The sequence below is a fragment of the Shewanella sp. SM69 genome (assembly GCF_025653985.1).
GTDB lineage: Bacteria > Pseudomonadota > Gammaproteobacteria > Enterobacterales > Shewanellaceae > Shewanella > Shewanella oncorhynchi.
On the sequence record NZ_JAKKRV010000005.1, the window covers coordinates 234680 to 260959 of the forward strand.

21 protein-coding genes are annotated in these 26280 nt (G+C 45.7%); 9 read left to right on the forward strand and 12 right to left on the reverse strand.

Annotation, left to right across the window (positions count from 1 at the left end):
- The 4 genes from L5M37_RS09680 to nadK form a co-directional block, all read right to left on the reverse strand.
- Entirely contained in the window at positions 1 to 744 is a 744-nt protein-coding gene (locus tag L5M37_RS09680; protein ID WP_263200281.1) for a (Fe-S)-binding protein, read from the reverse strand.
- A gap of 310 nt (positions 745 to 1054) precedes the next feature.
- Positions 1055 to 3859: an FAD-binding and (Fe-S)-binding domain-containing protein gene (locus L5M37_RS09685; RefSeq protein ID WP_113941023.1), complete on the reverse strand. Its 2805-nt coding sequence runs from the start codon at positions 3857 to 3859 to the stop codon at positions 1055 to 1057.
- 77 nt (positions 3860 to 3936) lie between these two features.
- Positions 3937 to 5580, reverse strand: coding sequence for an L-lactate permease (locus tag L5M37_RS09690; RefSeq protein WP_049821741.1), 1644 nt, complete (start codon positions 5578 to 5580; stop codon positions 3937 to 3939).
- A gap of 1016 nt (positions 5581 to 6596) precedes the next feature.
- Entirely contained in the window at positions 6597 to 7475 is an 879-nt protein-coding gene (gene nadK / locus L5M37_RS09695; RefSeq protein WP_081729057.1) for an NAD(+) kinase, read from the reverse strand.
- A 100-nt stretch (positions 7476 to 7575) separates the two neighbouring features.
- Here nadK and grpE point away from each other — a divergent pair, with 100 nt between their 5' ends.
- Complete coding sequence (gene grpE / locus L5M37_RS09700) at positions 7576 to 8196, forward strand: nucleotide exchange factor GrpE (protein ID WP_028760692.1); 621 nt, start codon at positions 7576 to 7578, stop codon at positions 8194 to 8196.
- Between the two features lie 127 nt (positions 8197 to 8323).
- Here grpE and dxs read toward each other — a convergent pair whose 3' ends face one another.
- Genes dxs through xseB form a run of 3 tightly spaced genes read right to left on the reverse strand, consistent with a single transcriptional unit; the run spans position 8324 to position 11337 of the window.
- Positions 8324 to 10192: a 1-deoxy-D-xylulose-5-phosphate synthase gene (dxs, locus tag L5M37_RS09705; protein WP_105249771.1), complete on the reverse strand. Its 1869-nt coding sequence runs from the start codon at positions 10190 to 10192 to the stop codon at positions 8324 to 8326.
- Positions 10193 to 10213: 21 nt separating this feature from the next.
- Positions 10214 to 11095 (reverse strand): (2E,6E)-farnesyl diphosphate synthase, encoded by an 882-nt coding sequence (ispA, locus tag L5M37_RS09710; protein WP_113941026.1) that lies wholly within the window; start codon positions 11093 to 11095, stop codon positions 10214 to 10216.
- A 2-nt stretch (positions 11096 to 11097) separates the two neighbouring features.
- Positions 11098 to 11337: an exodeoxyribonuclease VII small subunit gene (gene xseB, locus L5M37_RS09715; protein ID WP_006080884.1), complete on the reverse strand. Its 240-nt coding sequence runs from the start codon at positions 11335 to 11337 to the stop codon at positions 11098 to 11100.
- A 314-nt stretch (positions 11338 to 11651) separates the two neighbouring features.
- Here xseB and pomA point away from each other — a divergent pair, with 314 nt between their 5' ends.
- From pomA to thiI, 3 genes are all read left to right on the forward strand, one after another.
- Complete coding sequence (gene pomA / locus L5M37_RS09720) at positions 11652 to 12419, forward strand: flagellar motor protein PomA (protein ID WP_131522982.1); 768 nt, start codon at positions 11652 to 11654, stop codon at positions 12417 to 12419.
- Positions 12420 to 12422: 3 nt separating this feature from the next.
- Complete coding sequence (locus L5M37_RS09725) at positions 12423 to 13355, forward strand: flagellar motor protein MotB (RefSeq protein WP_263200284.1); 933 nt, start codon at positions 12423 to 12425, stop codon at positions 13353 to 13355.
- A gap of 484 nt (positions 13356 to 13839) precedes the next feature.
- The gene (thiI, locus tag L5M37_RS09730; RefSeq protein WP_028760687.1) at positions 13840 to 15294 is read left to right on the forward strand and encodes a tRNA uracil 4-sulfurtransferase ThiI; all 1455 of its coding nucleotides are present in this window, start codon (positions 13840 to 13842) and stop codon (positions 15292 to 15294) included.
- Between the two features lie 135 nt (positions 15295 to 15429).
- Here the strand turns inward: thiI and L5M37_RS09735 are convergent, their stop codons facing one another.
- A complete protein-coding gene (locus L5M37_RS09735) occupies positions 15430 to 15666 on the reverse strand; it encodes a hypothetical protein (RefSeq protein WP_198572079.1) in 237 nt (78 codons plus the stop codon).
- A gap of 227 nt (positions 15667 to 15893) precedes the next feature.
- Between L5M37_RS09735 and L5M37_RS09740 the strand changes: the two genes are divergently transcribed.
- From L5M37_RS09740 to rlmM, 4 genes are all read left to right on the forward strand, one after another.
- On the forward strand, positions 15894 to 16805 hold the full coding sequence (locus L5M37_RS09740) for a transcriptional regulator GcvA (protein ID WP_105249769.1): 912 nt from the start codon (positions 15894 to 15896) through the stop codon (positions 16803 to 16805).
- Positions 16786 to 17460, forward strand: coding sequence for an alpha/beta family hydrolase (locus L5M37_RS09745; RefSeq protein WP_263200286.1), 675 nt, complete (start codon positions 16786 to 16788; stop codon positions 17458 to 17460). Before L5M37_RS09740 ends, L5M37_RS09745 begins: the two co-directional genes overlap by 20 nt.
- 28 nt (positions 17461 to 17488) lie before the next feature.
- On the forward strand, positions 17489 to 17881 hold the full coding sequence (locus L5M37_RS09750) for a DUF423 domain-containing protein (RefSeq protein WP_011918954.1): 393 nt from the start codon (positions 17489 to 17491) through the stop codon (positions 17879 to 17881).
- Between the two features lie 177 nt (positions 17882 to 18058).
- Positions 18059 to 19144, forward strand: a complete 1086-nt coding sequence (rlmM, locus tag L5M37_RS09755; RefSeq protein ID WP_011846285.1) for a 23S rRNA (cytidine(2498)-2'-O)-methyltransferase RlmM — start codon at positions 18059 to 18061, stop codon at positions 19142 to 19144.
- 220 nt (positions 19145 to 19364) lie between these two features.
- Here rlmM and L5M37_RS09760 read toward each other — a convergent pair whose 3' ends face one another.
- Positions 19365 to 20372: an isocitrate dehydrogenase gene (locus tag L5M37_RS09760; protein ID WP_028760682.1), complete on the reverse strand. Its 1008-nt coding sequence runs from the start codon at positions 20370 to 20372 to the stop codon at positions 19365 to 19367.
- Positions 20373 to 20626: 254 nt separating this feature from the next.
- Here L5M37_RS09760 and L5M37_RS09765 point away from each other — a divergent pair, with 254 nt between their 5' ends.
- Entirely contained in the window at positions 20627 to 23461 is a 2835-nt protein-coding gene (locus L5M37_RS09765; protein WP_263200288.1) for a prolyl oligopeptidase family serine peptidase, read from the forward strand.
- Between the two features lie 99 nt (positions 23462 to 23560).
- Here the strand turns inward: L5M37_RS09765 and L5M37_RS09770 are convergent, their stop codons facing one another.
- The 3 genes from L5M37_RS09770 to ppnN form a co-directional block, all read right to left on the reverse strand.
- Positions 23561 to 23983: a DUF3192 domain-containing protein gene (locus tag L5M37_RS09770; protein ID WP_263200290.1), complete on the reverse strand. Its 423-nt coding sequence runs from the start codon at positions 23981 to 23983 to the stop codon at positions 23561 to 23563.
- A gap of 110 nt (positions 23984 to 24093) precedes the next feature.
- Positions 24094 to 24900: a flap endonuclease Xni gene (xni, locus tag L5M37_RS09775; RefSeq protein ID WP_263200292.1), complete on the reverse strand. Its 807-nt coding sequence runs from the start codon at positions 24898 to 24900 to the stop codon at positions 24094 to 24096.
- 21 nt (positions 24901 to 24921) lie between these two features.
- On the reverse strand, positions 24922 to 26277 hold the full coding sequence (gene ppnN / locus L5M37_RS09780) for a nucleotide 5'-monophosphate nucleosidase PpnN (protein ID WP_263200294.1): 1356 nt from the start codon (positions 26275 to 26277) through the stop codon (positions 24922 to 24924).
- Positions 26278 to 26280: the final 3 nt, after the last annotated feature.

Genomic DNA, 26280 nt, shown 5'->3' on the forward strand with positions numbered 1-26280 from the left:
CTAGAGCGCGGTGTTTAGCACTTGCGCTATGTGGCGAATTTCAATCGGCAATTGCTGTCTGCGGATCATGCCATCGAGGTGCAACAGGCATGAGGGATCAAAACCCACCACATACTCAGCACCCGTTGCGGCGTGGGCGTGGGCTTTGTCTTTGCCCATTTTGGCCGACACTGCGCCTTCATCGACGGCGAAGGTGCCACCAAAGCCGCAGCATTCGTCACGGCGGTCTGGATACACTATGTCTATGCCTGCAATATTGGCCAATACAGCTTCGACTTTGTTGAATCTTGGTCCCATTTGCTCACTTGGGGTGGCAAGGCTTAACATGCGAATGCCATGGCAACTTAGTTGCAGGCTTACCTTGTGCGCGAAGGGCTTGGTAAAGGCGGGAATCGGCGCGATATCGTGTAAAAACTCTGTGAGTTCATAGAGTTTGTTGATCACAGCTTGTGCTTCTGGGCTGCTATCAAACTCGTGGAAGTTTTCTTTAGCGGCCACTAAACAAGAGGCGGCAGGGCAAACAATAGCGTCGCATTCCACTCCTTTAAAGGCGTTGAGCAATTTAAGGGTGGTACTGCGTGCTGCATCGAAGCAACCCGAGTTTGTCATCGGCTGGCCACAGCATGTTTGACCCGCGGGTAGAATCACTTGGTGCCCGAGTTTCTCTAATAATTCCAAGGTGGCAATCGCGACCTCTGGCATCATTTGATTGACTAGACACGGGATGAAAAGGGCGATTTTCATTGTGTTTTCTCTTTCTTGTTAGTGAACGACATTGCCTTGCAGTGTGACCCAATATCCACACTAATGCTAAGGTAGTTGATCAAATATAGGCCTATCTTAGCGGAATAAGTAGCCCTAATTTAGTAAATGAGCTTGTAGATTTTTTCAAAAATGAGAATATTTTAACTTGATGATTACATTGATTTTAAAATGTATTTATTCAGGTTTGAAATTCTCAAAAAATACTTAATGACAAATAAATGAGAATAGTTCGCTTATATAAACAAACGGGGCAAAAAATAGCCCCGTTGTTTACTACTGTCATACCAGATTAGCGGCTGCACTCTTCGAGCAGATAAGCTAAGTGGCGGTAGGAAATGCCGCTGTGTTGGGTCAAACCGACTTCGCACATACGGTTGGCGTAATAGCCTTCCTTAATTTCGACAGGAATGAGCTTTTTAATATTACGCAGTGCGCTGGCGTTGATTTCAGGCTTATACAAGCCTTTTTCACCCGCGTAACCGCAGCAGTCAATTCCCGCAGGTTTGAGCACTTGTGCAGAGCAGGCATCGGCGATTGCTTGCATCTTAGGTTCAAGTTTCATCTTGCGTGCGCTACAACCTAAGTGCAGTGCCACATTGACTTTTTTGCTGATGTTGAGCTTAGTCAGTAGCTTGTCGTGCATAAACTCAACTAAGTCGATAATTTGTACTTTTGGATTACCTGACAAAGTGCGGTAGGTGCAAGACAAGGCATCGACGATTACTGGCAGCTTGCCACCATTGGTCATCTTGCTCACTGCATCGATAAGTTCTTGGCGTTTGGCATCGGCGTTTTTAAAGTCGCCCTTAGATTCCCACATCTGGCCGCAACATAAATCGCGGGTTTTTTCTGGCGTGATGACGTTATAGCCAGCACGTTCCAGCAGCGTGACAACCACCTCTGGCAAAGTGCGGTTATCGGGATCTTTTGGCGTCGGACCAAAGGTTCTGCCGCCGCAGGCTGGGAAGTAAACCACTGTTTCTTGGCCAACTTTAGCGGGGGATGGTTTTGGCAATTTGCCGCCTTTCGGGAAATCTGGGTTCCAATAAGGCACTTCTTTTGAAATCAAACGGCCGGTTTTCATTAGGGCACTGGTAATGTTATCGCCAGTGATCTTGTGGATCACGCCAAGCATGTCAAAACCTGAACTGATAACTTGGTTAACTGCGCCAAAGTGTTTGGCTTGGAAATCTAAGACTTTTTGTTCAGTAGTGCTGATGTACGGCGTGCGCAGTTTACGCACCAGTTGGCCCATGCTGTTATCCACTGGGCAAGCAATAGTACAAAGCTGGCAGGCGGCACAGGTATCAACTACATCGTATTTAGCGGCGGCGCGCATTTCTGCTGCTGCGGCTTTATCACCGGATTGTTCTAAACGTTCGATTTCACGCAGAGTCGCAATACGTTGACGAGGTGAGAAGTTGAGTGCCGATGTTGGGCAGGTTTTTTCACAGAAACCACATTCGATACATTTATCAACAAAATCATCGACCACAGGGCAGGGCTTGATGTTTTTAACGTGGACATTGCTATCGTCGTTAAGAATAACGCCTGGGTTTAGAATACCCTGTGGATCAAATACTTGTTTGATGCTCTTCATCAAAGTGTAAGCATCTTGTCCCCATTCTTTTTCGACGAACGGCGCGACAGCACGGCCAGTACCATGCTCGGCTTTCATTGAACCGTCGTACTTGTTAATCACCATGTCGGCAATATCATCCATAAAGGCATGGAAACGATCGATATCGGCTTGAGTCGAGAAGGTGGGGGTGATAATAAAGTGGAAGTTCCCCGCAAGAGCATGGCCATAAATACAGCCTTCAGGGTAACCATGTTTATGGAAAAGCTCAGTGATATCGTGCGCCGCAGCAGCAAGGTGCTCTAGTTCAAAGGCCACGTCTTCGATGATTACTGAGGTTCCCTTTGGACGCTCACCACCTACAATCGGGAACAAGCCTTTGCGCATTGCCCAGTATTTGTCATAAACCGCTGGATTAGTACTAAATTCCATTGGGCGGATAAAGTCAAAACCGGCGAGTTTCGCGGTGACATCTTGAGTATAATTTTCTAAGGTTTTGTCGTCATCAGCACGGGATTCTATCAGTAGAATAGCGGATAGGGCCGGCAATTCTGATAACCAATCTGGCATGCCAGGCTTGCCCGTTACTGCTTTGATTGATGGCCAATCAAGGAGTTCAGCAGCAGAAACGCTTTCACCGTTTATCAGTGGTATGGCTCGTGCGGCATCTTCCATATTATGGAATACGGCCATAGCTGAGGCTTTAAATTTAGCTTCATTCACTGTGTGATAAGTGACTTCATTAATAAAAGCTAAGGTGCCTTCCATCCCCACCATTAAGTGGTTGATGATGTCAAATGGGTCGGTAAAATCGAGTAACGAATTGATGCCGTAGCCGGTGGTATTTTTAATGGAATACTTTTTACGAATTCTGTCCGCTAACACTGTGTTATGACGAGTCATGTGCGACAGTTCTGTCAGCGCATCTAGTATTTTTCCATGGGATTTAACAAAGGCAGCTTTTGATTTTTCACAGCCTGTATCGAGTTCAGTACCATCTGCAAAAAGAAGTTTCGCGGAAGCGATAGTTTGGTAACTGTTTTGCGCAGTACCACAGCACATTCCCGAAGCATTGTTTGCCACAATACCACCAATTTTGGCGGAGCCTATGGTGGCGGGATCGGGACCAATTTTGCGGTTAAGCGGCGCGAGTACGGCGTTAGCGTCGGAACCAATGACAGCAGCACCTAAGGTGATCTGTTTGGCATCGCTACTGACTTCAATCTTTCTAAAACCATCATGGCCAAGGATCAACAAAATACCTTCACCGATAGCTTGGCCAGATAAACTGGTTCCAGCGGCCCTAAACGTGACTGGTGCATCATGCTTACGGGCAACGGCTAATGTGAGCTTTACCTGTTCTAGGGTTTCTGCATGGACAACCACTTCTGGGACTATCCTGAAGTAGCTTGCATCGGTGGACCAGGCAAAACGGCGAACGGGATCATCCGTCACGGGATGATCACCTAATTGCGTTCTTAGATCATCGATGACCAGTTTATAGTTAATCGACATAGCATCACTCTCTTTATTAATAGATTAAAGCCGAAGTCACTGGGAGTGACTTCGGGCATTCAATAAAATAAAACGGCTTAGAATCCACCCCACAGGGTAGCTATTGTGCCCGCCAGTAAGGCATAACCAATGGCAACAGGCATTGTTTTACGGATAATTTCTGATTCTCTACCTGCCATACCCACTACCGTTGCAGCGGCAACCACGTTCATTACGCACATCATGTTACCGGCGTTTGCACCGATACCTTGTAGTGCCAATACCAGTGTGTGGTTCATGCCAATATTGTCGGCCACGCTGTATTGAAGGCTGGAGAACATCATGTTTGAGAAAGTGGCTGAACCCGATAAGAAGGCACCAAAAATCCCCACGATAGGTGCCATCCAAGCCCACACTGCGCCCATGGAACCTGCCAACATATCCGCTAAAGCGACAGGCATTGAGGCAAGACCTGCACCATTCGCGCCTGAGTTTAAGAAGATTTTTACCATAGGCACTGATGCGCCTAATGAAATAATGGTTGGCAACATGGACTTACATGAAACACCGACCGTTTGCTGAATCGCAGGGCTTTTCATTTTGAACAGGAAGAAACCTAGAATACACACGGCAACAAAGAAGGCACCTGGTGCATATAAGGTTGCGAAGCTGGCTTTAAGCTCAGTGCCCATTAGGCCTGTCCAGCTGATGTTAAAGCTTGATAACCATGCTTTTAACGGTGCCACTGTACGCGACAGTACCAAAAGCGCAGCCATGATGATGTAAGGTGTCCAAGCGGCAATTTGGGAAAACTTAGCCGTTGTTTCGACTTTTCCGCTTTCTTGACTGTCATTCTCTGCGAAATCATTCCATGGCGTTTTAGGCAGTAAGTAGCCTTTACGCGCAACGGGGATCACTAAGGCCATACCGATCAGTGAACCGATAACCGAAGGGAATTCTGGGCCTGCAAGGTAGTTGATGATCCATGCGGGGACGGTAAAGGCAAGACCTGAGAAAATCGCAAATTTCCAAATTGCTAAGCCTTCCTTAAAGGATTTATTGCGACCAAAGAATCCTGTCAGCATGGTCACCATTACGAGAGGAATTAATGAACCTGTGATTAAATCGATAGTGATCATATGCATGACGATATATCGAGCATAACCAGCATAGTTACCGCCATGGGCAGCAAATTGCTCCGCCGCCATGCTCACGCCACCTTGGATCAGACCTTGTTCCATCCCAAAAAGTACGGGTAGACCAATCGCACCGAAGGATACACAGGCAGAGTCTGCAATCAAAGCCACGACAGCTGCGGCAACGGGTGGTACACCAAGCAATACCAGTAGTGGTGCGCCAATGGCTGCGGGAGTACCAAAACCAGCACTACCTTCAATAAAGGCACCGAATAACCAACAGATGATGATGACTTGTACACGGGCATCGGCACTGATGTTAGTAAACCCAGCACGGATAGTGTCCATGGCACCTGAGTATTTCAGGGTATTGAGTAGGAATACGGCACCAAAAATGATGGTTAACGGTGTGATGGCTGAGAGCAGTCCTTCGAGGACCGATGCCGCCAGTAATGTGGTATCCATTTGCCAAATAAACACGGCGGCGAGCGCTGTGATTATCATGGAGATAGGCATAGCCTTAGATGCAGGCATTCTGAGTAACACTAGAAATAGCATTACACTGAGCACTGGCGTCAAGCTAGCGAGGAGTTGAAGTATTGTCATGCTTGCCTCTTCATAAAGTGGTCTGTCTTATTATTGATATTAGGATTTTTCATCTGCCTTCATGTCGACTTCCCAGACCAATAAATCAGCAGTTAATACTGCAAGTACTTACGGTCTCGACATTCTGTGTTGTGTACTAGACGCTATTGTGAGCTTGACTAATATGATCTAGATCATCTTGGCTGTTATATGAAATGCTAATTTACAGTGCTGCGGGGTGCTTCTCTCGGGGGATTTTCTTATATGTGACAATGATCACTTAGACTGCTGGGTGTATATCTACTTTGGTTATATTAAATTAAATTTGTTGTTTTTCTGGTTATTAAAAGTAGAGCTATCACTCATATTCATCATCATTATTGCAATTAACTGATCCATTTATTTCATTAATAGTCTGTTATTGGTTTTTTCAGTCATTTTTAAGGTGTGATTAAGGTCGCATAGATTGTTGTGGCTGGATTAACTCATTTACTTCTATTTTCATCAAGCTATTGTAATGCTTGCCTAATATGTCCATTTTGGAATGGTTTTTTATAGTGATCTAGAGCACCTTTTAAAATGGTGGGATTTTATTGTGATGGATATCACTTAATGAATTTTACTTTAATATGAAATTTAATAACCATTATTTAATTTAATTTCAATTTATTTGAGCGAACAGCCAGCCAAAATATTCAAGTATATTGAGAGAACAACATAAAAGTTGAAATAAAAAGTGACCGCTTCTAATGGGTTAAGAGGGGAAATTGAGAGAACAGGGTGAAATTGAAGCAGAAATTTTAAGTAACAAAACTAAAAAATACTGTTTGAACTTTTATCAAACTGGTTAGTGTCATTAATGCTTAAACGTCATTAATGTGAATACCAGCCGTTTGTGAGAGGTGCTAAAAAGTTCACCAAAGACTGTGCAGGGGAAAAGATAAGGCTTTAATGGCAACCTTTTAGGTTAAATTTACAAAATAAAAAAGAGACGTGATATGTCTCTTTTATTGGTGATTTAGCCAACAGATACAGACTTAAAACAACTTGCTGCCCCAGCCTAATTTGGTCCGCAGCACGTGGAAATAGTTGTGTCCTTTAGGATGAATAAGCCGTAAACGTTCAGAGCTGCGGCGCACTATGATTTCATCGCCGGGTAACACGGCTAAATGCACGTGGCCATCACAGCTGACTTCGAGGTTTTCGCCATTTTCAGGTGATACAACCATTTTTATGGTGCTGCACGCATCGACAACAATCGGGCGGCACGACAAAGTGTGCGGGAACATAGGTACTAAGATTAGGGCCTGTAAATTAGGCGTCAGAATAGCGCCGCCAGCGGAGAGGGCGTAGGCCGTTGAACCGGTAGGCGTTGACACTATCATGCCGTCGGCACGTTGGCTGTACATGAACTGATCGTCAATATAGACCTCAAACTCAATCATGTGGGCAATTTTACCCGGATGGAGTACGGCTTCGTTGACGGCGGTGTTGCTCGCCTTGAGCATACCGTGGCGATAGACTTCGGCTTCGAGTAAGAATCTATGCTCGGTATCGAACTCTCCATCGAGTACCTTGGCGAGCGCCTCTTCGAAGGCATCGGGCGGCAGATCGGTTAAAAAGCCTAAATTGCCGCGGTTAACCCCAATCACGCCTAAATCGAAGCGGGCTAATACCCTTGCCGCGCCGAGCATGTTACCGTCACCACCGACGACTATGGCTAAGTCGCAACGCGCGCCAATTTCTAGTAAATCAACCGCTATGATATTGGGTCCTAATTCGGTAGCAACACGCTCTTCCACTAAGACTTCAAAGCCCTGCATTGTCAGCCAATAATGCAGACGCTTTAAGGTTTGGTTGGTCCCTTGGTGGTGAGGTTTGCCGATAAGGCCGATAGTATGAAACTTTGTGGTCATATTTATGCTAGATCTGGCCTTAGGCCTTGAAACGTCAAAATTGATCCCCATAATATGCCCAGAGTATTTCAGAAACAAAGCATTTTTAGCTGGAGTGAAAATGAGCAACGAATCGATTAAAGCAGAACAGGATCTGATCCAAGAGGGTGTAGAGTCTGAAGTATCTACCGCAGAAGCAAGTCTGATCGATGAGCTTACCCAGGCCAATTTCCGTATTGAAGAGCTGGAACAGTTACTCGCTGAAGCTTTGGCGAAAGTTGAAGAGCAGAAGGATTCAGTCATCCGCGCCGCAGCCGAGGTCGATAACATTCGTCGTCGTGCCGCAATGGATGTGGAAAAGGCGAACAAGTTTGCCTTGGAAAAGTTCGCCAATGAGCTTTTGCCTGTGCTTGATAACATGGAGCGCGCGCTAATGGGTACAAACCCAGAAGATGAAGCGACGAAAGCGATTTATCAAGGTGTTGAGTTAACTCAAAAAAGCTTACTCACTGCGGTGGCTAAATTTGGTGTTAAGCAAATTGATCCACAAGGTCAGTCATTTAACCCTGATCAACATCAAGCGATTGGCATGCAGCCAAGCGCCGAGTTCCCTGCGAACACTGTGATGTTGGTGATGCAAAAGGGTTATGAGCTGAACAGTCGCTTGCTGCGCCCTGCTATGGTAATGGTGTCACAGGGTGGCCCTAACCAAGAAAGCGCAACGATAGATATCGAAGCTTAAGCTTTATTGGATCAGCCGCGGTTATATAAAGACAGCAACAAAAAAGGACTGCAATTGCAGTCCTTTTTTTATGGGCGGAATTTTTATTGATAACATTTAGCGTCTTAACGAGATAAGCAAGTTCAGCCTATTGCGCTAGATAAGCATTGATTTGCGCCAGTATGCCTTCGGCATCCAGTTGCAAGTCGTGGATGACTTCCTCTGGCGAGCCATGTTTAATGAACTCGTCTGGCAAACCAATTTGGAGTACGGCTTTAGGCATTTTTAGCTTTTGAAGCTGTTCAAGCACTCCGGCACCCGCACCGCCTATAATGGCATTTTCCTCCACAGTGACTAACACTTCATGGGTTAGTGCCATTTCTTTTACCAAATCAACATCAAGTGGTTTCACAAAGCGCATATCGACAACCGTCGCATCTAAGCTTTCGGCAGCGGTTAATGCCGATGCGAGCAAGGTACCAAAGTTAAGTATGGCAATACGCTTACCGATGCGCTTAATGACACCTTTACCAATTGGCAACGCAGTCATGGACTCGACTTGCATCGCTCCCGTGGCACTACCTCTTGGGTAACGCACCGCGCTTGGGCCCGCATCATAGCAATAGCCAGTGTAGAGCATTTGACGACATTCGTTTTCATCGGACGGCGCCATGATCACCATATTAGGGATACAACGCATAAAACTTAAATCGAATGCACCTTGGTGGGTTGGACCATCGGCACCGACGATACCGCCACGGTCAATGGCAAATAACACGGGCAATTGTTGTAGTGCGACATCGTGAATAAGCTGATCATAGGCGCGTTGCAGGAAAGTCGAGTAAATCGCGACGACAGGCTTGAAACCTTCGCAGGCAAAACCCGCCGCTAAGGTGACTGCATGCTGCTCGGCAATCGCTGCATCAAAATATTGTTTCGGGAAGCGCTGGGAAAACTCCACCATGCCAGAACCCTCACGCATAGCAGGAGTAATCGCTAACACTTTCTCATCTTGTTCGGCAATGTCGCACAACCATTTACCGAAGACTTGAGAAAAAGTCGGTAAACCGGGTTTGGTGGCCGGCTTTTTAAAGAGTGATGGGTCAAACTTAGGCACAGCATGCCAACCGATAGGATCTTTTTCAGCAGGTTCATAACCACGACCTTTTTTGGTCATGATGTGCAGCACCTGTGGACCTTTCAGATTACGCATATTGCGCATGGTCTCGACCAGAGCGTCTACGTCGTGGCCATCGATAGGACCTATGTAGTTGAAACCTAACTCTTCAAATAGAGTGCCAGGAACGACCATACCTTTGAGGTGTTCCTCAGTGCGCTTGGCCATTTCTTTGATGACTGGCATACCTTTCAACACTTTTTTGCCGCCTTCGCGCAGTGTGGTGTAGAAACGGCCTGACATCAGTTGTGCTAAATGATTATTGAGGGCGCCGACATTTTCTGAAATCGACATTTCGTTGTCGTTCAGTACCACGAGCATGTCATTGTGCAAGTCGCCCGCGTGGTTCATGGCTTCAAACACCATGCCGCCAGTCATAGCGCCATCGCCGATCACAGCGACAACTTTACGACCTGCTTGTTCTTTTTCTGCAGCTATCGCCATCGCCAGCGCGGCGCTAATCGACGTGCCTGAATGGCCAACGCTGAAAGTGTCGTATTCACTTTCTTCACGCCATGGGAAAGGATGTAAGCCATCTTTTTGCCGAATGGTGTGCATCTTGTCACGTCGACCCGTGAGAATTTTATGGGGATAGGCTTGATGGCCTACGTCCCAGATCAGTCGATCAAAGGGGGTATTGTAGACATAGTGCAGTGCCACAGTGAGTTCTACTGTGCCGAGCCCAGAGGCAAAATGTCCGCTGGACATGCCAACAGACTTAAGAAGGAACTCGCGCAGTTCATCGGCTACTTGTGGTAAAAGTGCCTGAGGAAGCTGGCGGAGCTCATTGGGGGTGTTGGCCTGCGCCAACACGGGAAACTGAGAAATGTCCAAACTCATAGCGAGATACTTCGACTCTTATTATATTCTTCGCTCAATGATATAGCGGGCGAAGTCTGCAATTAACTGGCTATTGTATGGCAATTTAGCCAGCGCTGATAGTGCCTCTTGGATCAGTTGTTTGGCGGTGTCTTGTGCACCTTGTAGTCCAAGTAGTTGTGGAAACGTACTCTTATTCGATTCAGTATCAGAGCCTTGCGGTTTACCTAGCTCTTCGGTGGTGGCTACGATGTCAAGGATATCGTCTTGTACTTGGAAGGCGAGTCCGACCGCACGAGCAAAATCCATCATAGCAGCATACTGATCTTTTGGCGCGTTTGCGGCGATCAAAGCTAACTCAACGGCGCAGCTGATAAGGGCGCCGGTTTTCATATTATGTAGCTGAGTTAATGCTTTAAGATCAATATGTTTATCGGTCGAGGCTAAGTCTATTGCTTGGCCTCCACACATACCACGATAACCTGAGGCTTTGGCTAATACTCTTACCATAGCAATATGTTGTTCGCTGCTGATCCCTGCTACGGCTTCGGTGACAATTTCAAAGGCTAAGGTTTGCAGAGCATCCCCCGCTAAAATGGCCGTCGCTTCATCAAAGGCAATATGCACGGTCGGCTGGCCACGGCGGAGCTCGTCATCGTCCATGGCGGGTAAATCGTCGTGGATTAATGAATAAGCATGGATACATTCAATGGCTGCGGCGCAAGCATCTAACTTTTCGAGTTCGACCCCAAACATGCGTCCTACACTGTATACGAGGAACGGTCGAATGCGCTTCCCTCCCAATAAGGCACCGTAAGTCATAGCGGCTTTTAATTGGGGAGCTGTATCTTCAAGCGTACTAAAACGCTGTTTTAATTGATCATCAACTCGTTGTTGATATTCTTGAATGGTACTGACTAACACGCTTATTCGCCCTCAACGGCATAGGGGGATAGGGGCGCATTTTCGTCTTGTTTCAGTAAAATGGCCACTTTTTGTTGGGCTTGTTCGAGTTTTGCTTGGCTATTTCGAACGAGATTGATGCCACGTTCAAATTGTTTTAACGCGTCATCGAGGGAGATATCGCCTTGTTCTAGATCGGCAACGATGCGTTCAAGTTCGCCAAGGGATTCTTCAAAACTAAGATTTTCGGGTTTCTTCGCCACGTTCAGGTTTCCTTTGATTTAGCGGACACAAGGTATATCAGGGCGGCGTAAGGGTCAAATTCAGACTAAAGATATTTGCTCAATAGCACGCTTTGTTACTGAAATTTTTCCAGAAAATATAAATTGTCGCTAAACTTGCTTAGTGTGTGTCCGATAACTGACAATAGTATAATCATTTGTATGGTAATTTTTAACTGGATAAACAAGGCTCGTATGTGTGTCGGTGGGATTATCTTATTCGGTAGAATAACTGAGTGTTCTTGCTTACCCAGAGTAAGTATTATGTCGTTTATTACGAAAATTGAGGAGCCGTTGTGGATTTAGCAACAATAATCGGAATTGTGGGAGCCTTTGGTTTTATTCTCGGCGCTATGGTGACCAGTGGCGGCTTGATGATTTTCGTTGATGTGCCCTCGATCCTGATTGTGTTCGGTGGGTCCTTCTTCGTGGTAATGATGAAGTTCACTCTTAAACAGTTTTTTAGTGCCGTTAAAATTGCTTTGAAAGCCTTTGTATTTAAGATTGATAAACCAGAAGATTTGATTGAACAGTCCGTAACTATGGCTGATGCCGCCCGTAAAGGGGGTTTTTTGGCATTAGAAGAAGCGCAAATTACCAATACTTTTATGCAAAAGGCTGTCGATATGTTGGTCGATGGTCACGATGGTGAAGTGGTGCGTGCAGCTCTAGAGAAGGATATCGCTCTAACGGAAGAACGTCATCGGACGGGGATTGCCATATTTAGAGCCTTTGGTGATGTTGGGCCAGCGATGGGGATGATAGGTACACTCGTTGGTCTCGTGGCCATGTTATCAAACATGTCTGATCCTAAATCTATTGGTCCTTCGATGGCCGTTGCTTTGTTAACCACATTATACGGCGCTATGCTTGCTAACATGGTTTGTCTCCCTATCGCGGATAAGCTAACGCTTAGGATGGGTGAAGAAATGCTCAATCGTAATTTGATTATGGATGCGGTATTGGCAATTCAAGACGGACAAAACCCACGGGTGATTGAAGGCTTTTTGAAAAATTATTTGGCTGAGAAAAATCGCAAAATAGATACAACGGACGGAGAGTAGCCAATGGCTAAGGCTAAGTGCAACTGTCCACTGCCCGGAGCACCGATGTGGCTTGCAACATTTGCCGACTTGATGTCGCTGTTGATGTGTTTCTTCGTATTGTTATTGTCATTTTCTGAAATGGACGTGATGAAGTTTAAGCAGATCGCGGGCTCAATGAAGTATGCCTTTGGTGTGCAAAATAAGGTGGAAGTTAAAGACATCCCGAAAGGGACTTCTGTCATTGCCTTAGAATTTAGACCAGGACGCCCCGATCCGACTCCGATTGAAATCATTAACCAGCAAACGAATGAAATGACTGAACCTGTATTGGATTTCCAAGCGGGTGAAGACGATAGTGCGGGCGGCGTGCAGCAGCAAAATGGTTCTCAGCGGGGTGGCGAAGCGAGTGCTACGGCGCAAGAAGTTGCCGATGCGGTTAAAGCGGAAGCGGCAGCGGCGCAAGAAAAGATCAATCAGCAAGTGAAGAAGATGGCGCAGGAGCTCAATAAAGAGATCACTGATGGAGCGATTGAAATTGAGTCATTAGGTCAGCAGATTATTATTCGTATACGTGAGAAGGGTTCATTTGCTTCTGGCTCAGGTTTCCTGCAGCCTCGATTTAAACCTGTGGTACGCTCAGTCGGCGAATTGTTAAAAGATGTGCCAGGTGTCATCACAGTGTCAGGTTATACGGATGATATGCAAATAAGCGATGAGCTCTATAGTTCTAATTGGGATTTATCCAGCAAACGTGCCGTGGCAGTGGCCCATGAGTTAGTACAGGTCAGCGGCTTTGATTCTAATCGAATGAAAGTGGTTGGTATGGCGTCTAACAATCCGATTGTGCCTAACGATTCTCCGGAAAATCGTGCCCGTAACCGCAGGGTTGAAATTGCTATTGAGCAAGGTAAAGCTAAGGAGTCTGAAGAAATTCAGATCGGTAATTCGCCTTAAGTGTTTAGATACTTTCCAAATCTAAAGCCGCAATAATCTTGCGGCTTTTTTATCGAGTTAATGTGGACTTTTCCCTTTTTAGTTAACGTATTCTGCATCAAATCGCTGTGGTTGATTTAAATCCATTTGGGCTTTACGTTAATCACATTGAGTGTGTAATCCCTAAGTTTTCTTTAATTATCCCTCAACGACTTATTGTTAATGATTCATCTCAAATCACTTATTTCAAGCAGGGTAATTCAAACCACTCGAATAGGCTTTAGTGATATTATTTCAGCCTAATTAGCTGCCGTGATTTAGTCATTAATACGCAATGAATACGCAATGAATACGCAATGAATACGCAATGAATACGCCATAAATGTGGCCTGTGTGGCTGTTGGCTATGTGCGCTGAAACTCGCCTTTTTAGGTTGCTTGGGTATATAATCCCCCGATTATTCTTTTAACCAATTTTGCTGTTTTAAAATTGCCGCGGAAATCCCATGAAGTTTATTGTAAAGCTGTATCCAGAAATCATGATGAAGAGCAAGCCTGTACGCATGCGCTTCACCAAAATGCTCGAAACTAACATCCGTAATGTGCTTAAAAAAGTTGACGAAGATGCAAAAGTGCAGCGTCAATGGGACCGCATTATGGTGATGGTACCAAAGGATAAGCCTGAATTGGCCCAAGCTTTCGGTGAGCGTCTGGCGTGTATTCCTGGCATTGCACACGTAGTGCAAGTGGATGAGTACAGCTTTGAATCTGTTGATGATATTTATCAGCAAGTCTTACCTGTTTACCGTGACCAACTCGCGGGTAAAACCTTCTGCGTGCGAGTAAAGCGTACTGGCGATCATGATTTTAATTCTATTGAAGTTGAGCGTTATGTCGGTGGTGGCTTAAACCAGTTTACCGATGCGCTGGGCGTACGTTTAAAGAATCCGGACATTACTGTTAATTTAGAGATTGAGCGCGATAACCTTTATATGGTGACTAAGCGTATTGAAGGTCTAGGCGGTTTTCCGATGGCAACACAGGAAGATGTATTGTCCTTGATTTCGGGTGGTTTTGACTCTGGCGTCTCTAGCTATCAATTTATCAAAAAAGGCGCTCGTACCCACTACTGCTTCTTCAATCTGGGCGGCGCACAGCACGAAATTGGTGTTAAACAAGTAGCTTACCATTTGTGGAAAACCTACGGTGAATCCCATAAAGTGAAGTTTATCTCCGTGCCTTTTGAGCCTGTGGTTGCTGAGATTTTAGAGCGTATCGATAACGGTCAAATGGGCGTTGTATTGAAACGCATGATGATGCGTACCGCGGCGCGTATCGCCGAGCGTATGGGCATTCAAGCCTTAGTTACCGGTGAAAGTTTAGGCCAAGTGTCTAGCCAGACCCTGACCAACTTAAACGTCATCGACCGTTGTACTGAGTTATTGATTCTACGTCCCTTAATCGCCATGGATAAGCAAGACATTATCAACGAGAGCCGTAAAATCGGCACCGAAGATTTTGCTAAATCAATGCCTGAATATTGCGGCGTAATTTCGCAAAAGCCGACGGTAAAAGCGGTATTAGCTAAGGTTGAAGCGGAAGAGAAAAAGTTTTCTGAGGATTTGATCGATCAGATCATCGCCCAATCTGTCACTATCGATATCAGGGAGATCGCAGAACAAATGGATACTCGGATTACTGAGACAGAAACGGTTGCCAGTATCGATACTAACCAAGTGGTCATTGATATTCGAGCCCCTGAAGAAGAGGAAAGCAAACCGCTGCAAATTGAAGGTATTGAGATAAAGCGTATCCCATTCTTCAAGTTAGCGACTCAGTTTGCCGATCTCGATAAGCAAAAGACTTATTTGCTCTATTGTGAGCGTGGGGTGATGAGTAAATTGCAGGCATTGTATTTAATCGAGCAAGGCTATACGAACGTGAAAGTGTATCGTCCATAAGTCGGGCGAAAACTTGCCCATTGCCGTATATCGTCAGTGGGATTGATTTGCTATTCAAGTACAAAAAAGCCGCATATTAATGCGGCTTTTTCTTTGGTCTTACTGATGGTGACCTGAATTTAAGTGTCGTTTAGGTTATTCGGCTTTAACGACTTGCTGATGAGATGTGACATCGTCAGTGGCAATCAACAGAGTGGCTTCTTGCAGCACTTCTTGGTGCATTTTATTCATTGCAGCGGTTAAATCTGCAGTGATATTGGCTTGCAAGTCGCTTGTGTCAATGACGATTTCGTCAACGAGTACATTTGCACTGGCATTAAAGCTGAGTGCTGAGACTAATATTAACGCAAATGCCGATTTTAAATTGAACATAGTCGCCTCCGGGCTGACAAAGTAACGCTATCAGACATTCCCATCACCAACTTTGAGATTGTCTAACTTAGGTATTTCATAGCTATGGATGTTTCATCGCTATTGGTGTTTCGTTGATAAGCTGTTTCATTGGCGCAAAATTTAACCAAAAACGCTGGCCTTTACAAACGATTAAATGTAACAATACGGATTAGAAAAACTAATTAAAAAACGAGACTGAGATCACTATGTCGAGACGATTACCACCGCTTAATGCGGTTAAAGCTTTTGAGGCAGCCGCGCGGCATTTGAGCTTTACGCGGGCAGCGGAAGAATTGTTTGTTACACAGGCTGCGGTGAGCCATCAAATAAAAGCATTAGAAGATTTCCTCGGATTAAAATTATTTCGTCGAAAGAACCGTTCTTTGCTATTAACCGAAGAAGGGCAAAGCTATTTTCTCGACATCAAAGATATCTTTATTCAGCTTGCCGATGCCACCGACAGATTACTCGCCCGCAGTGCGATTGGTTCGCTGACGGTCAGTATGTCACCCAGTTTTGCGATTCAATGGCTAGTGCCACGTTTGGCTAAATTCAGTGAGAAAAATCCCGATATCGATGTGCGAATAAAGGCCGTTGATACTGAAGCGAGTTCATTAACCGATGATGTGGATGTGGCTATTTATTATGGCTTAGGTAATTGGCCTGGGCTACGTGCAGATAAGCTCAGAAACGAAGTGCTTATTCCCGTGTGTTCGCCCATGTTGCTCAACGGTCCTAAACCACTTTCAAAACCGAGCGATTTAAAGTATCACACGCTATTACATGATATGAATCGTCACGATTGGCAGGCGTGGTTTAGGCAATGTGGCATTACCGATATTAATGTGAATCAAGGACCTATTTTCAGTCATTCGTCTTTGGTATTGCAGGCGGCGGCCCACGGTCAAGGGGTTGCTCTGGGTTACAGCGTGCTGGCTCGCCCCGATATCAAAGCTGGGCGACTTGTGTGCCCATTCCAAGAAGTCTTGGTCAGTAAAGATGCTTACTACTTAGTTTGCCAGCAAAACCATGCTGAGCTGGGTAAAGTGGTGGCGTTTCGTGAATGGATGTTAGACATGTTTGCCGAGGAGTCTCGCAGTGAGTTGTTGCCCGGATAAGCCGAGTTATGTATTAGAAGGGGAGCCTGCGAGTACTTTGATTTTATTGGCCCACGGTGCGGGTACTAACATGGATTCTGATTTTATGCAGGCCATGTCGGCGGGATTCGTTGCTCAGGGCTTCCGAGTGATGCGCTTTAATTTTCCTTATATGCAGGCGAATGCTGTAGATGGTAAACGGCGTCCACCGGACCGTGCGCCTAAATTGCTCGCGTGTTTTACACAGATGCTCGATATCGCCCACTCACAACCACAAGTTGAACGTGTGGTGTTAATGGGGAAATCCATGGGCGGTCGTATGGCGGCCCTATTAGCCTGCGATCCTGCATTAGCAGCGCGCATCGATAGGGTGATTTGTTTAGGTTATCCTTTTGTGCCACTCAAAGGCGGCGAGCCTAGATTGGAACCTTTGAATGAATGCCAAGTCCCAGTATTAGTCGTACAGGGTGAGCGGGATAAGTTTGGTGACAAAGCGCAGATCCCAAGCTGGCCCTTGAAAGCTGAGATAGGATTGGCTTGGATAACCGACGGCGATCATAGTTTTGTCCCAAGAAAGTCGTCAGGCACTAGTGAAGCCGCTAACCTTGCACGTGCTATTGATTTATCAAGTGATTTTATTCGTGAGCTTGATGTTGAGCGAATAAATGTTGAATGAGTTAATCCCATTCCAGCAGGAGCGTTAAATGCGTAAAGGTTTATTGTTACTCGCCGCCGTGAGCGGATTCTTAGCCGTCGCCTTAGGGGCTTTTGGTGCCCATGGTTTAAAAGCGGTCGCGCCACCAAACTTAATTGAAGTCTTTAACTTAGGTGTGCAATATCATTTCTACCATACCTTTGCCCTCATCATGGTTGCCTTCTCGGGCCAATGGTTAACCTCGCGTTTACTGGACTGGTCGGCATATCTCTTTGTCGCAGGCATAGTACTATTTTCGGGCTCACTATATGGACTGGCTTTGTTTGGGACTAAGTGGTTAGGTCCTATTACGCCTATGGGTGGTGGTTGTTTCTTACTCGGTTGGTTATTATTTGCCGCCGCGGTATGGCGTCACAAAGTTATCGACGGTCATGAGTCTTAATCATTGATGCTTATGTGAGTTAACAGGCTTAGGGCGCACCTAAGCCTTTTTTATTTCTCTAATCGCAATTCAAGGTTCAGCAGTAGGCAAATAGGGCATTTGTGGATTGAAATTGGTATACTGGCGCCCAAATCGATAGTCAGCCAATGCTTTGGCTTGGATTTCTCAGGGATCCCCATGAAAAACCTATTTTTATTTTGCCGCGCAGGCTTTGAAAAAGAATGCGCTGCAGAAATCCAACAGCGAGCCGGTGAGCTCAATGTGGGTGGCTTTGTTAAGGCCAACAATAACGACGCTTATGTTGTATACCAATGTTTTGAAGACGACGCTGCCGATACGTTAGTCAAACAATTACCTTTAGATTCGCTCATTTTCGCCCGCCAGATGTTTGCTGCTAGCGACTTGTTAGTCGACTTGCCTGAAAATGACAGAATAAGCCCAATCGTTGCGGCGCTCAGTGACGTCAGTAAAGCGGGTGAAGTGCGGGTTGAAACACCTGACACTAACGAAGCGAAAGAGCTCTCGGCTTTTTGCCGTAAGTTCACTGTGCCTTTACGCCAGCATTTGAAAAAATCGGGCAGTTTGCTCGCGCAGGAAAATCCCAAACGTCCGATTATCCACGTGTGTTTTATTGGCCCCGGCCGTGCCTATGTGGGTTATTCCTACAGTAATAACAGTTCGCCACATTTTATGGGCATTCCACGCCTTAAAATGGCGGCGGATGCACCGAGTCGTTCAAGTCTGAAACTCGACGAAGCCTTTGGCCAATTCGTGCCTAAGGAAGAGCAAGAAGAGCGTATTCGCAGTGGCATGAACTCAGTGGATTTGGGCGCTTGCCCTGGTGGCTGGACTTATCAACTGGTGCGTCGCGGCATGTTTGTGTCGGCAGTTGATAATGGCCCTATGGATGAAAAACTGATGGAAACGGGCCAAGTGAAACATTACCGTGAAGACGGTTTCCGTTTCGAACCGCAACGTAAAAATATCTATTGGCTGGTGTGCGACATGGTTGAGAAACCTGCGCGTGTTGCCGAACTGATTGAAGCTTGGGCGATTAACGGTTGGTTTAAGGAAGCGATTTTTAACCTTAAATTACCGATGAAGAGCCGCTATAAAGAAGTGACTGCTATCCTTGAGACCATGCAGACGATTCTTAAAGAGAATGGTGTGACTGATTTTAAAGTGCAGTGTAAGCATCTTTATCACGACCGTGATGAAGTGACAGTGCATTTATGGCTACGCCCTAATACCGCTTGGAATTAATTCCAGTGCTAACCCTGCGGTGATCTTGTTGTCGCTAGAATGGTAATTGTCACGCGGGTATAAAGCCACGCAGGTTTAAAAGCTAGATAACAAAAAGCCCCAAAGGAAACTTTGGGGCTTTTTCGTGTTTACTCATTTGAGTTTCAAGCGCTTGCTTCTTTTAAGCTTTTACTTGAAAACGCGCGTTATAGGCTCGTCTTAAACGCGCTTAGCATTGAGATCACAGACGCTCAAGCACAGCTTGCGTGAAGTCAGTCGTGCCGTGAGTGCCGCCTAAATCGCGAGTCGTACGGTCGCCTTCTGCGATCACTGCAGATACCGCTTTACGGATTTGCTCAGCTTTGTCAGCCATACCTAAGTATTCCAGCATTTGGATAGACGCTAAAATCACTGAGGTTGGGTTTGCGAGGTTTTTGCCAGCGATATCAGGCGCACTACCGTGAACGGCTTCGAAAATCGCAGCATCACGGCCAATGTTTGCGCCAGGTGCCATACCTAAACCACCCACTAAACCGGCACACAGGTCCGATAAAATGTCACCGAACAGGTTGGTTGTCACGATCACATCGAAGTTTTCTGGGTTCATCACTAACTTCATGCACGTTGCATCGACGATCATTTCTTCTGTTTTGATGTCTGGGTAACGTAGGCTCACTTCACGGGCCACTTTCAGGAACAGGCCTGACGTTGACTTCATAATGTTAGCTTTGTGCACGATAGTGACTTTCTTACGGTTTTCTTTGCGAGCTAGTTCGTAGGCGAAAGTGGCGATTTGCTCAGCACCTTGGCGAGTGACGATACTGGTCGCTTCTGCCGTTAAACCATCTTCAGACACTTTTTGACCATGGCCAGAATACATGCCTTCGGTGTTTTCACGTACTGTGATGATATCGATATTTTCGTAACGGGCTTGGGTACCTTTGAAAGACAGTACTGGGCGTACGTTAGCATACAGACCGAATTTCTTACGCAAGGTTACGTTGATAGAAGTAAAGCCTTCACCAACGGGAGTCGTCAGCGGCCCTTTCAGCGTGATACGGTTTTTTTCAATGAGTTCTAAAGTGCGTGCTGGCAGTAACTCGCCTTGCTTTTCAAGTGCAGTCAGGCCGGCATCGGCAAATTCATATTCAAAATCACAGCCCGCTTTATCAAGAATTTTTAAGGCTGAATCAATAATACTTGGGCCAATTCCATCACCTGGAATTACGGTTATCGTTCTTTTTGACATGGAGAAGTCCTTCCACGGTTCGTCGTTACTGCAATTGTCTGCCCCAGTGCTAACTGGATAGCAGGACTATGAATTTGGTATTTTTTCTGCCTATTATTTTAACCATCTTTGGTCAAACTTCACAGGAAATAGTGAGCAATATCACGATTTTTTATGTGGTATAACTTGTAAAAATACTGGGTTCTCACCATGATGGAGAGCCAATGGTTAAAAAAGTCTACTTTAGTCTAACAAATATATAAAAGAGGAAGACATTGAAGTTAATCCCTATCACATCTCTGGTTTTGTTATCCCTCGGAATATTGCCAGCAGTGCAGGCTGATACCAGCACTAAACCGCTCACCCTAACAGACATTATGCATTTTGAATCCCTTGAAAAGCCGATTATTGCAGACAAGGGGCAAGTCATCGCGGTCGAGTCTGCGCCCGATCGCGGGGATAGTCACGTCATTGTGAAAAATGTCCTGTCGCAGCAAAGCTATCAAATCTCGGGTGCGTCAGATCCCTTGGTGAACCATGATGGTCGTTATGTGGCTGTGGTGGTTAAACCGAGTTTGCTTACGCGTGAGACGAGTGATGCCAAGGCGAAGAAAAAGCTCAAATCCGACATGGTGTTGCTCGATACTCAAACTGGCACGCAAACTCGCTTCGAGCGTGTGAAGGAATTTGTGTTCAGTGATGACGGTAAGCATCTGGCGATTTGGTTTGAGGCTGATGAAGAGTCCAAAAAAGATGCTGAGCCTAAAACTACCGAAAAACTCGCTGAAGCAGGCACACAAAGCCCTGCGAATATTGATAAGCCAAAGGTCGATAAGTTTGACCAAGGTCGACGTTTTACGTTGCTCAGTTTAGAAGACCAAACAAAGCGAATTGATGTCGAGCAGGTTACTGGCTATGTTTTTGATAAGGCAAGCCGTAGACTCGCGCTGGCAGTGAACGATATCACCAATAAGCAACATCAATTGCAGTTAGTCGATTTAAACACTCACAAAAAAACCGTTGCCTTTGATTCGCCTAGCCAACAGATTGGTGCGTTAGCGCTGGCTAAAAATGGTCGTTGGCTTGCATTTACGCAGGGCAAAGACAGCGAGTTACCTTATGGCCGCAGCTATCAGTTATCGCTGGTGGATTTGCTGTCGGGCAAAATCAGTACCCCCCCAGAATCACCCGAGTGGAAACTGAATCGCTACACTAGCTTAAGCTTCTCATTGGATAGCGAACGGCTGTTCTTTGGCCGCGTACCTGAGGTGAGTCAGCAGCTCAGTTTGCAGAAGATCACCGAAGAAAAAGACCTGTTCGATACAAATATTGTCACTGGACAGCGTGGGCTTAAGGTATGGCATGGGGATGATCCTCGTATTAAGCCTAATGAAATCAAGCAATATGAGGACGAGCAAAAACGCACTTACCTTGCGGTATTGCATTTAGGTTCGAATAACGTGGTGCAGCTTGGCGATAAAACTGTTCCAGATGTGACGATTTCACAACATAAACGCTTTATGTTGGCCAGTTCAGATTTGCCCTATCGCAAGATGGCGACGTGGGCGGGCTTCTACCAAGATTATTATCTGGTCGATATTAATACTGGCAGTAAAGTGCCATTTTTGACACAACAGCCGAGTGATGCCGAGCCTACGCTGTCGGGAAATGGCAAGTATGTGGCTTATTATCAGCAAAGTAATGTGTATCTCTATGATATTGCACAGGACCGTCGCACTAATCTCACAAAATCCCTAAAGGTCAGTTTTGCCGATGAAGACCACGATTATCCATCCAGTGCTCCAGGATATGGTTTTGGTCCTTGGCTTAAAAATGATGCGGGTTTCTTGGTTTACGACAAATACGATGTTTGGCAGTTTAATACCGAATCTAAGGCGGGTTTTGCCTTAACCGCAGGTAAAGGGCGCACCCAGAAAATTCAATATCGCCTTGAGGGCTTAGTCGATAATCCCGATGAGCCGACAGAGCTTGCCTATAACGCCACTGTGTTACTCCACGGTTATAGTGATAAAACCAAGGCCGATGGTTTTTATCAAGCCACCTTGGGCGAAGCGGGCGTGAAGACGTTGATGCAAGGTGAGTATAAGCTGACAGTATTGGGACGCAGTAAAGACGGCGATACTATCGTGTTTTCTAAGGAGCGTTTTGACTTATTCCCTGACTTATATACGGCTAACTATAGCGCACCGCAAAATGCAGTTAAGCAAACCGATTTAGATAAGCAGCGTCAAGCCTTTAACTGGAGCCAATCCGAGTTAGTTCACTGGACAAATGGCGATGGTAAACCGTTAGATGGCGTGCTGATCAAGCCGACGAATTATCAAGCGGGTAAGCGCTATCCTGTACTGGTTTATTACTATCGCTTTATGACGGATAGACTGCACGCCTTTCCGCAGATGAACATTAACCACAGACCTAACTTTGCTTGGTACATCAATAATGGTTATGCGGTGTTCCTACCGGACATTCGCTTTGAAATTGGTTACCCAGGGGCGAGCTCAGTACAAGCGCTCACGTCTGGCGTGCAAAAGCTGATTGAGATAGGCATTGCCGATCCCGATGCTATTGGTTTGCAAGGTCATTCTTGGAGTGGCTATCAAACGGCGTTTGCCATTACTCAAACTAAGATGTTTAAGGCGGCGGTTGCAGGTGCTCCAGTATCGAACATGACCAGTGCCTATAGCGGTATTCGCCACGGCACAGGTATTGCGCGTCAGTTCCAATATGAAACCGGACAGAGTCGTATTGGCGCAAGTTTGTTTGCCGCGCCGCAAAAGTATATTGAAAACTCGCCAGTATTTTATGCTGACCGTATTCAAACGCCTTTGATGATCATGTTTGGTGATAAGGACGATGCAGTGCCTTGGGAACAAGGTGTTGAAATGTACTTAGCCATGCGCCGTGCGGGTAAAGAGGTGGTGTTCTTGCAATACGAGGATGAGCCGCATCACTTGAAAAAGTACCCGAACAAGCTCGATTACAGCATTCGCATGATGCAATATTTCGACCATTATCTGAAGGGAAAACCTGCGCCAGAATGGCTCAGCAAAGGTGAAGCCTATGTTGAGTATAAGGCCGATGATGAATAGGAAATTGGCTTAGTTGTTTTACAATTGAGTCAATTCGTTGATTGTCAAAATAAAAACGCTACCGATTCGGTGGCGTTTTTATTTAACTGTCAGTCGTATTTATTTACTGGTTAATGTCTCTTGGGCAGAGCTGAGGGCTGTTTCAGTATCTGCATCGAGATATTGCTTATAGGTATCTTGGCCCCAAGCAATCAATTGATCATTTTTAAAAATAAGTGGGGTACATTCCTCTTTCGTGGTCACACCGTCTGATTTTTCATGGTGAGTGCGATAAAAGAGCACCTGTAGCTTGGTTTCTTTTACGGCTTTGGCCTCTGAAAAGTCAGCTTTACCTAGTAACTGTTTTACTGAAACGATATTTTGCCCTAGCGCTAACTCGTTCATTTTTTGGCTGTTATAGGATTGTCTGTCCTCCCAACTCATGTCATCTGGCGTAGGTTCATAAACGAGTACCACCACAGCGACAAAGGCGACGTAGGCGGCGAAAATGCTACCGATGATTACCGAAACTTTTGATTTCATTTACAGTTATTCCTTTACCTCATTAAATGAGTCACGTTATTACGTCCATAAAATACGCTTTTGTTGTTCTAAGGTAAATGCGTTAATTGCAACTTTATATTAACAGATGTTTAGGCTGGATTGATTGGGTTTTCAGGCAGGCAGTTATTATCAGGCAAGGAGTTCATCACGCGAAAATCTTTTAAATTAATATTGAGTGGCAGGTCTGTTTGTAACTGTGCGAGCTTATAGCTGAGTCTTGCCATCTCCTTACCTTCGGCAAGTTTTTTGGCCTGTTTAGCGCCTAAGTTAGATAGCGATGAAAACAAGGTTGGTAAGCTTCTAAAGGTTTTCAATAATTCGGCGGCTGATTTAGGGCCTATGCCTGCAATACCGGGAATTTTATTACCGCTGTCGCCAGCTAACGCCATCAAGTCGAGAAATTGATTGCGTTCGACACCGAGTTTTTGTTCCAATGCAGCGATATCTAAGTACTGCTGATTAAAGTGATCCCACTGGCTGATTTGGCGATGATTGAGCTGACTAAACCCTTTGTCGGTGGACACAATTATGGCTTCACCCTGCGCTTTGGCGGTTTTTATCGCTAGAGTGGCAATCACATCATCGGCTTCAGCCGCCGCATAAATAGAGCCAATGTTCATCATGGTTAAGTGATCTTGCAGCGCAGCAAGGCCTTTTGCCAGCGGCTCTGGCATAGGTTTACGGCCTTTTTTGTAATCGGGGTAAAGCTGTTTACGCCATGAGATTTCATCACCGTCCCACACGATAGCCACATGGGTAGGGCGATGCACCCGCAGCAGTTTAGTACATGCCAAACTGACGCGCTCTGTGAGGCTTTGCATATCGGATTCATCGGGGATCGCCGCATAGATGCGGCGAACCAAGTTGAGACCATCGATGATTAAAAACTTGTTCATGGGGTGTTGTTGCTTCGCTCTCTATTTCACTATTTGATAGCAAGGAATATAGGCGCTTCCTGGAAGCTTCATTCTTTGTTGTTGTACAAATGCACTTAAGAGTTTATCCATCATATCCATGAGCTTGGGATCGCCTTTTAATTGGAAGGGGCCATCACGCTCTATGTGCTTGATTGTTTCCGACTTGACGTTACCCGCCACTATACCCGAAAACGCTTTACGAAGGTTGGCGGCAAGCTCGGCTTTATTGGTTTGGAAGTGCAAGTCCAAGTTTGCCATCACCTCGTGGCTCGGGACAAAAGGTAGCTGGAATTCAGACTCTATCTTCAGTGCCCACTGATATTGGTAAGCATCACCCGTTGAGCGGCGATAGGCTTTTACTTGCTCCATTCCTTGCTTCATGATGCGTGCCACTTCAGTGGGATTATCAATGATAATTTGGTACTTTTTCTGAGCTTCGGGTCCTAAGGTTGAGGCAATAAACTCATCAATCTTAATGAAGTAATCTGCGCTCTCCGTTGGGCCTGTGAGTATCAGCGGGAAAGGTGTTTGTTGGTTTTCTTCGTTAAGTAAAATACCTAATATATAGAGTAATTCTTCAGCCGTGCCAGCACCGCCAGGGAAGATAATAATACCATGGCCTAAGCGCACGAAAGCTTCGAGGCGCTTTTCAATATCGGGTAAGATCACCAGTTCATTGACAATTTGATTTGGTGGCTCGGCGGCAATAATACTTGGTTCAGTTAAACCAATATATCGTGCATTTTTAATCCGTTGCTTGGCATGGCCTATCGCCGCACCTTTCATCGGACCTTCCATCGCACCTGGACCACAGCCAGTACAAATATCTAATTCCCTTAGGCCAAGTTGATAACCTACCTCACGTGTGTACTGGTATTCGATGGCATTAATACTGTGTCCGCCCCAACAGACGACCACATTAGGGTCTTTCATCGGTGCTATCGCCCGTGCATTACGCAGAATATCAAACACCACATTGGTGATATGGTGGGCATTGGTCAGATTAATGTGTTTTAGTGAGTCATATCTATCACTGATATAAAGGATATCGCGTAAGACTGAGAACAGATGCTCTTGAATTCCCGTGATAATTTGACCATCGACAAAGGCTTGTTCGGGGGGATTGACCAGTTCTAATTTTACACCACGCTCCCGTTGTAGAACGTTGATGTCGAAATCATGGTATTGCTCGAATAGGGCTTTAGAGTTGTCGGTTTTTAAACCCGCGGCAAGCACTGCTAAGGAGCAGTTGCGGTACAGTTGGTATAGGGCACTTTTGGCACTATTTTTGAGTCGATCAACTTCAAGTTGCGAAAGCTGATCCATGCTGCCTTTTGGGCTGACTTTTACTATCATTTA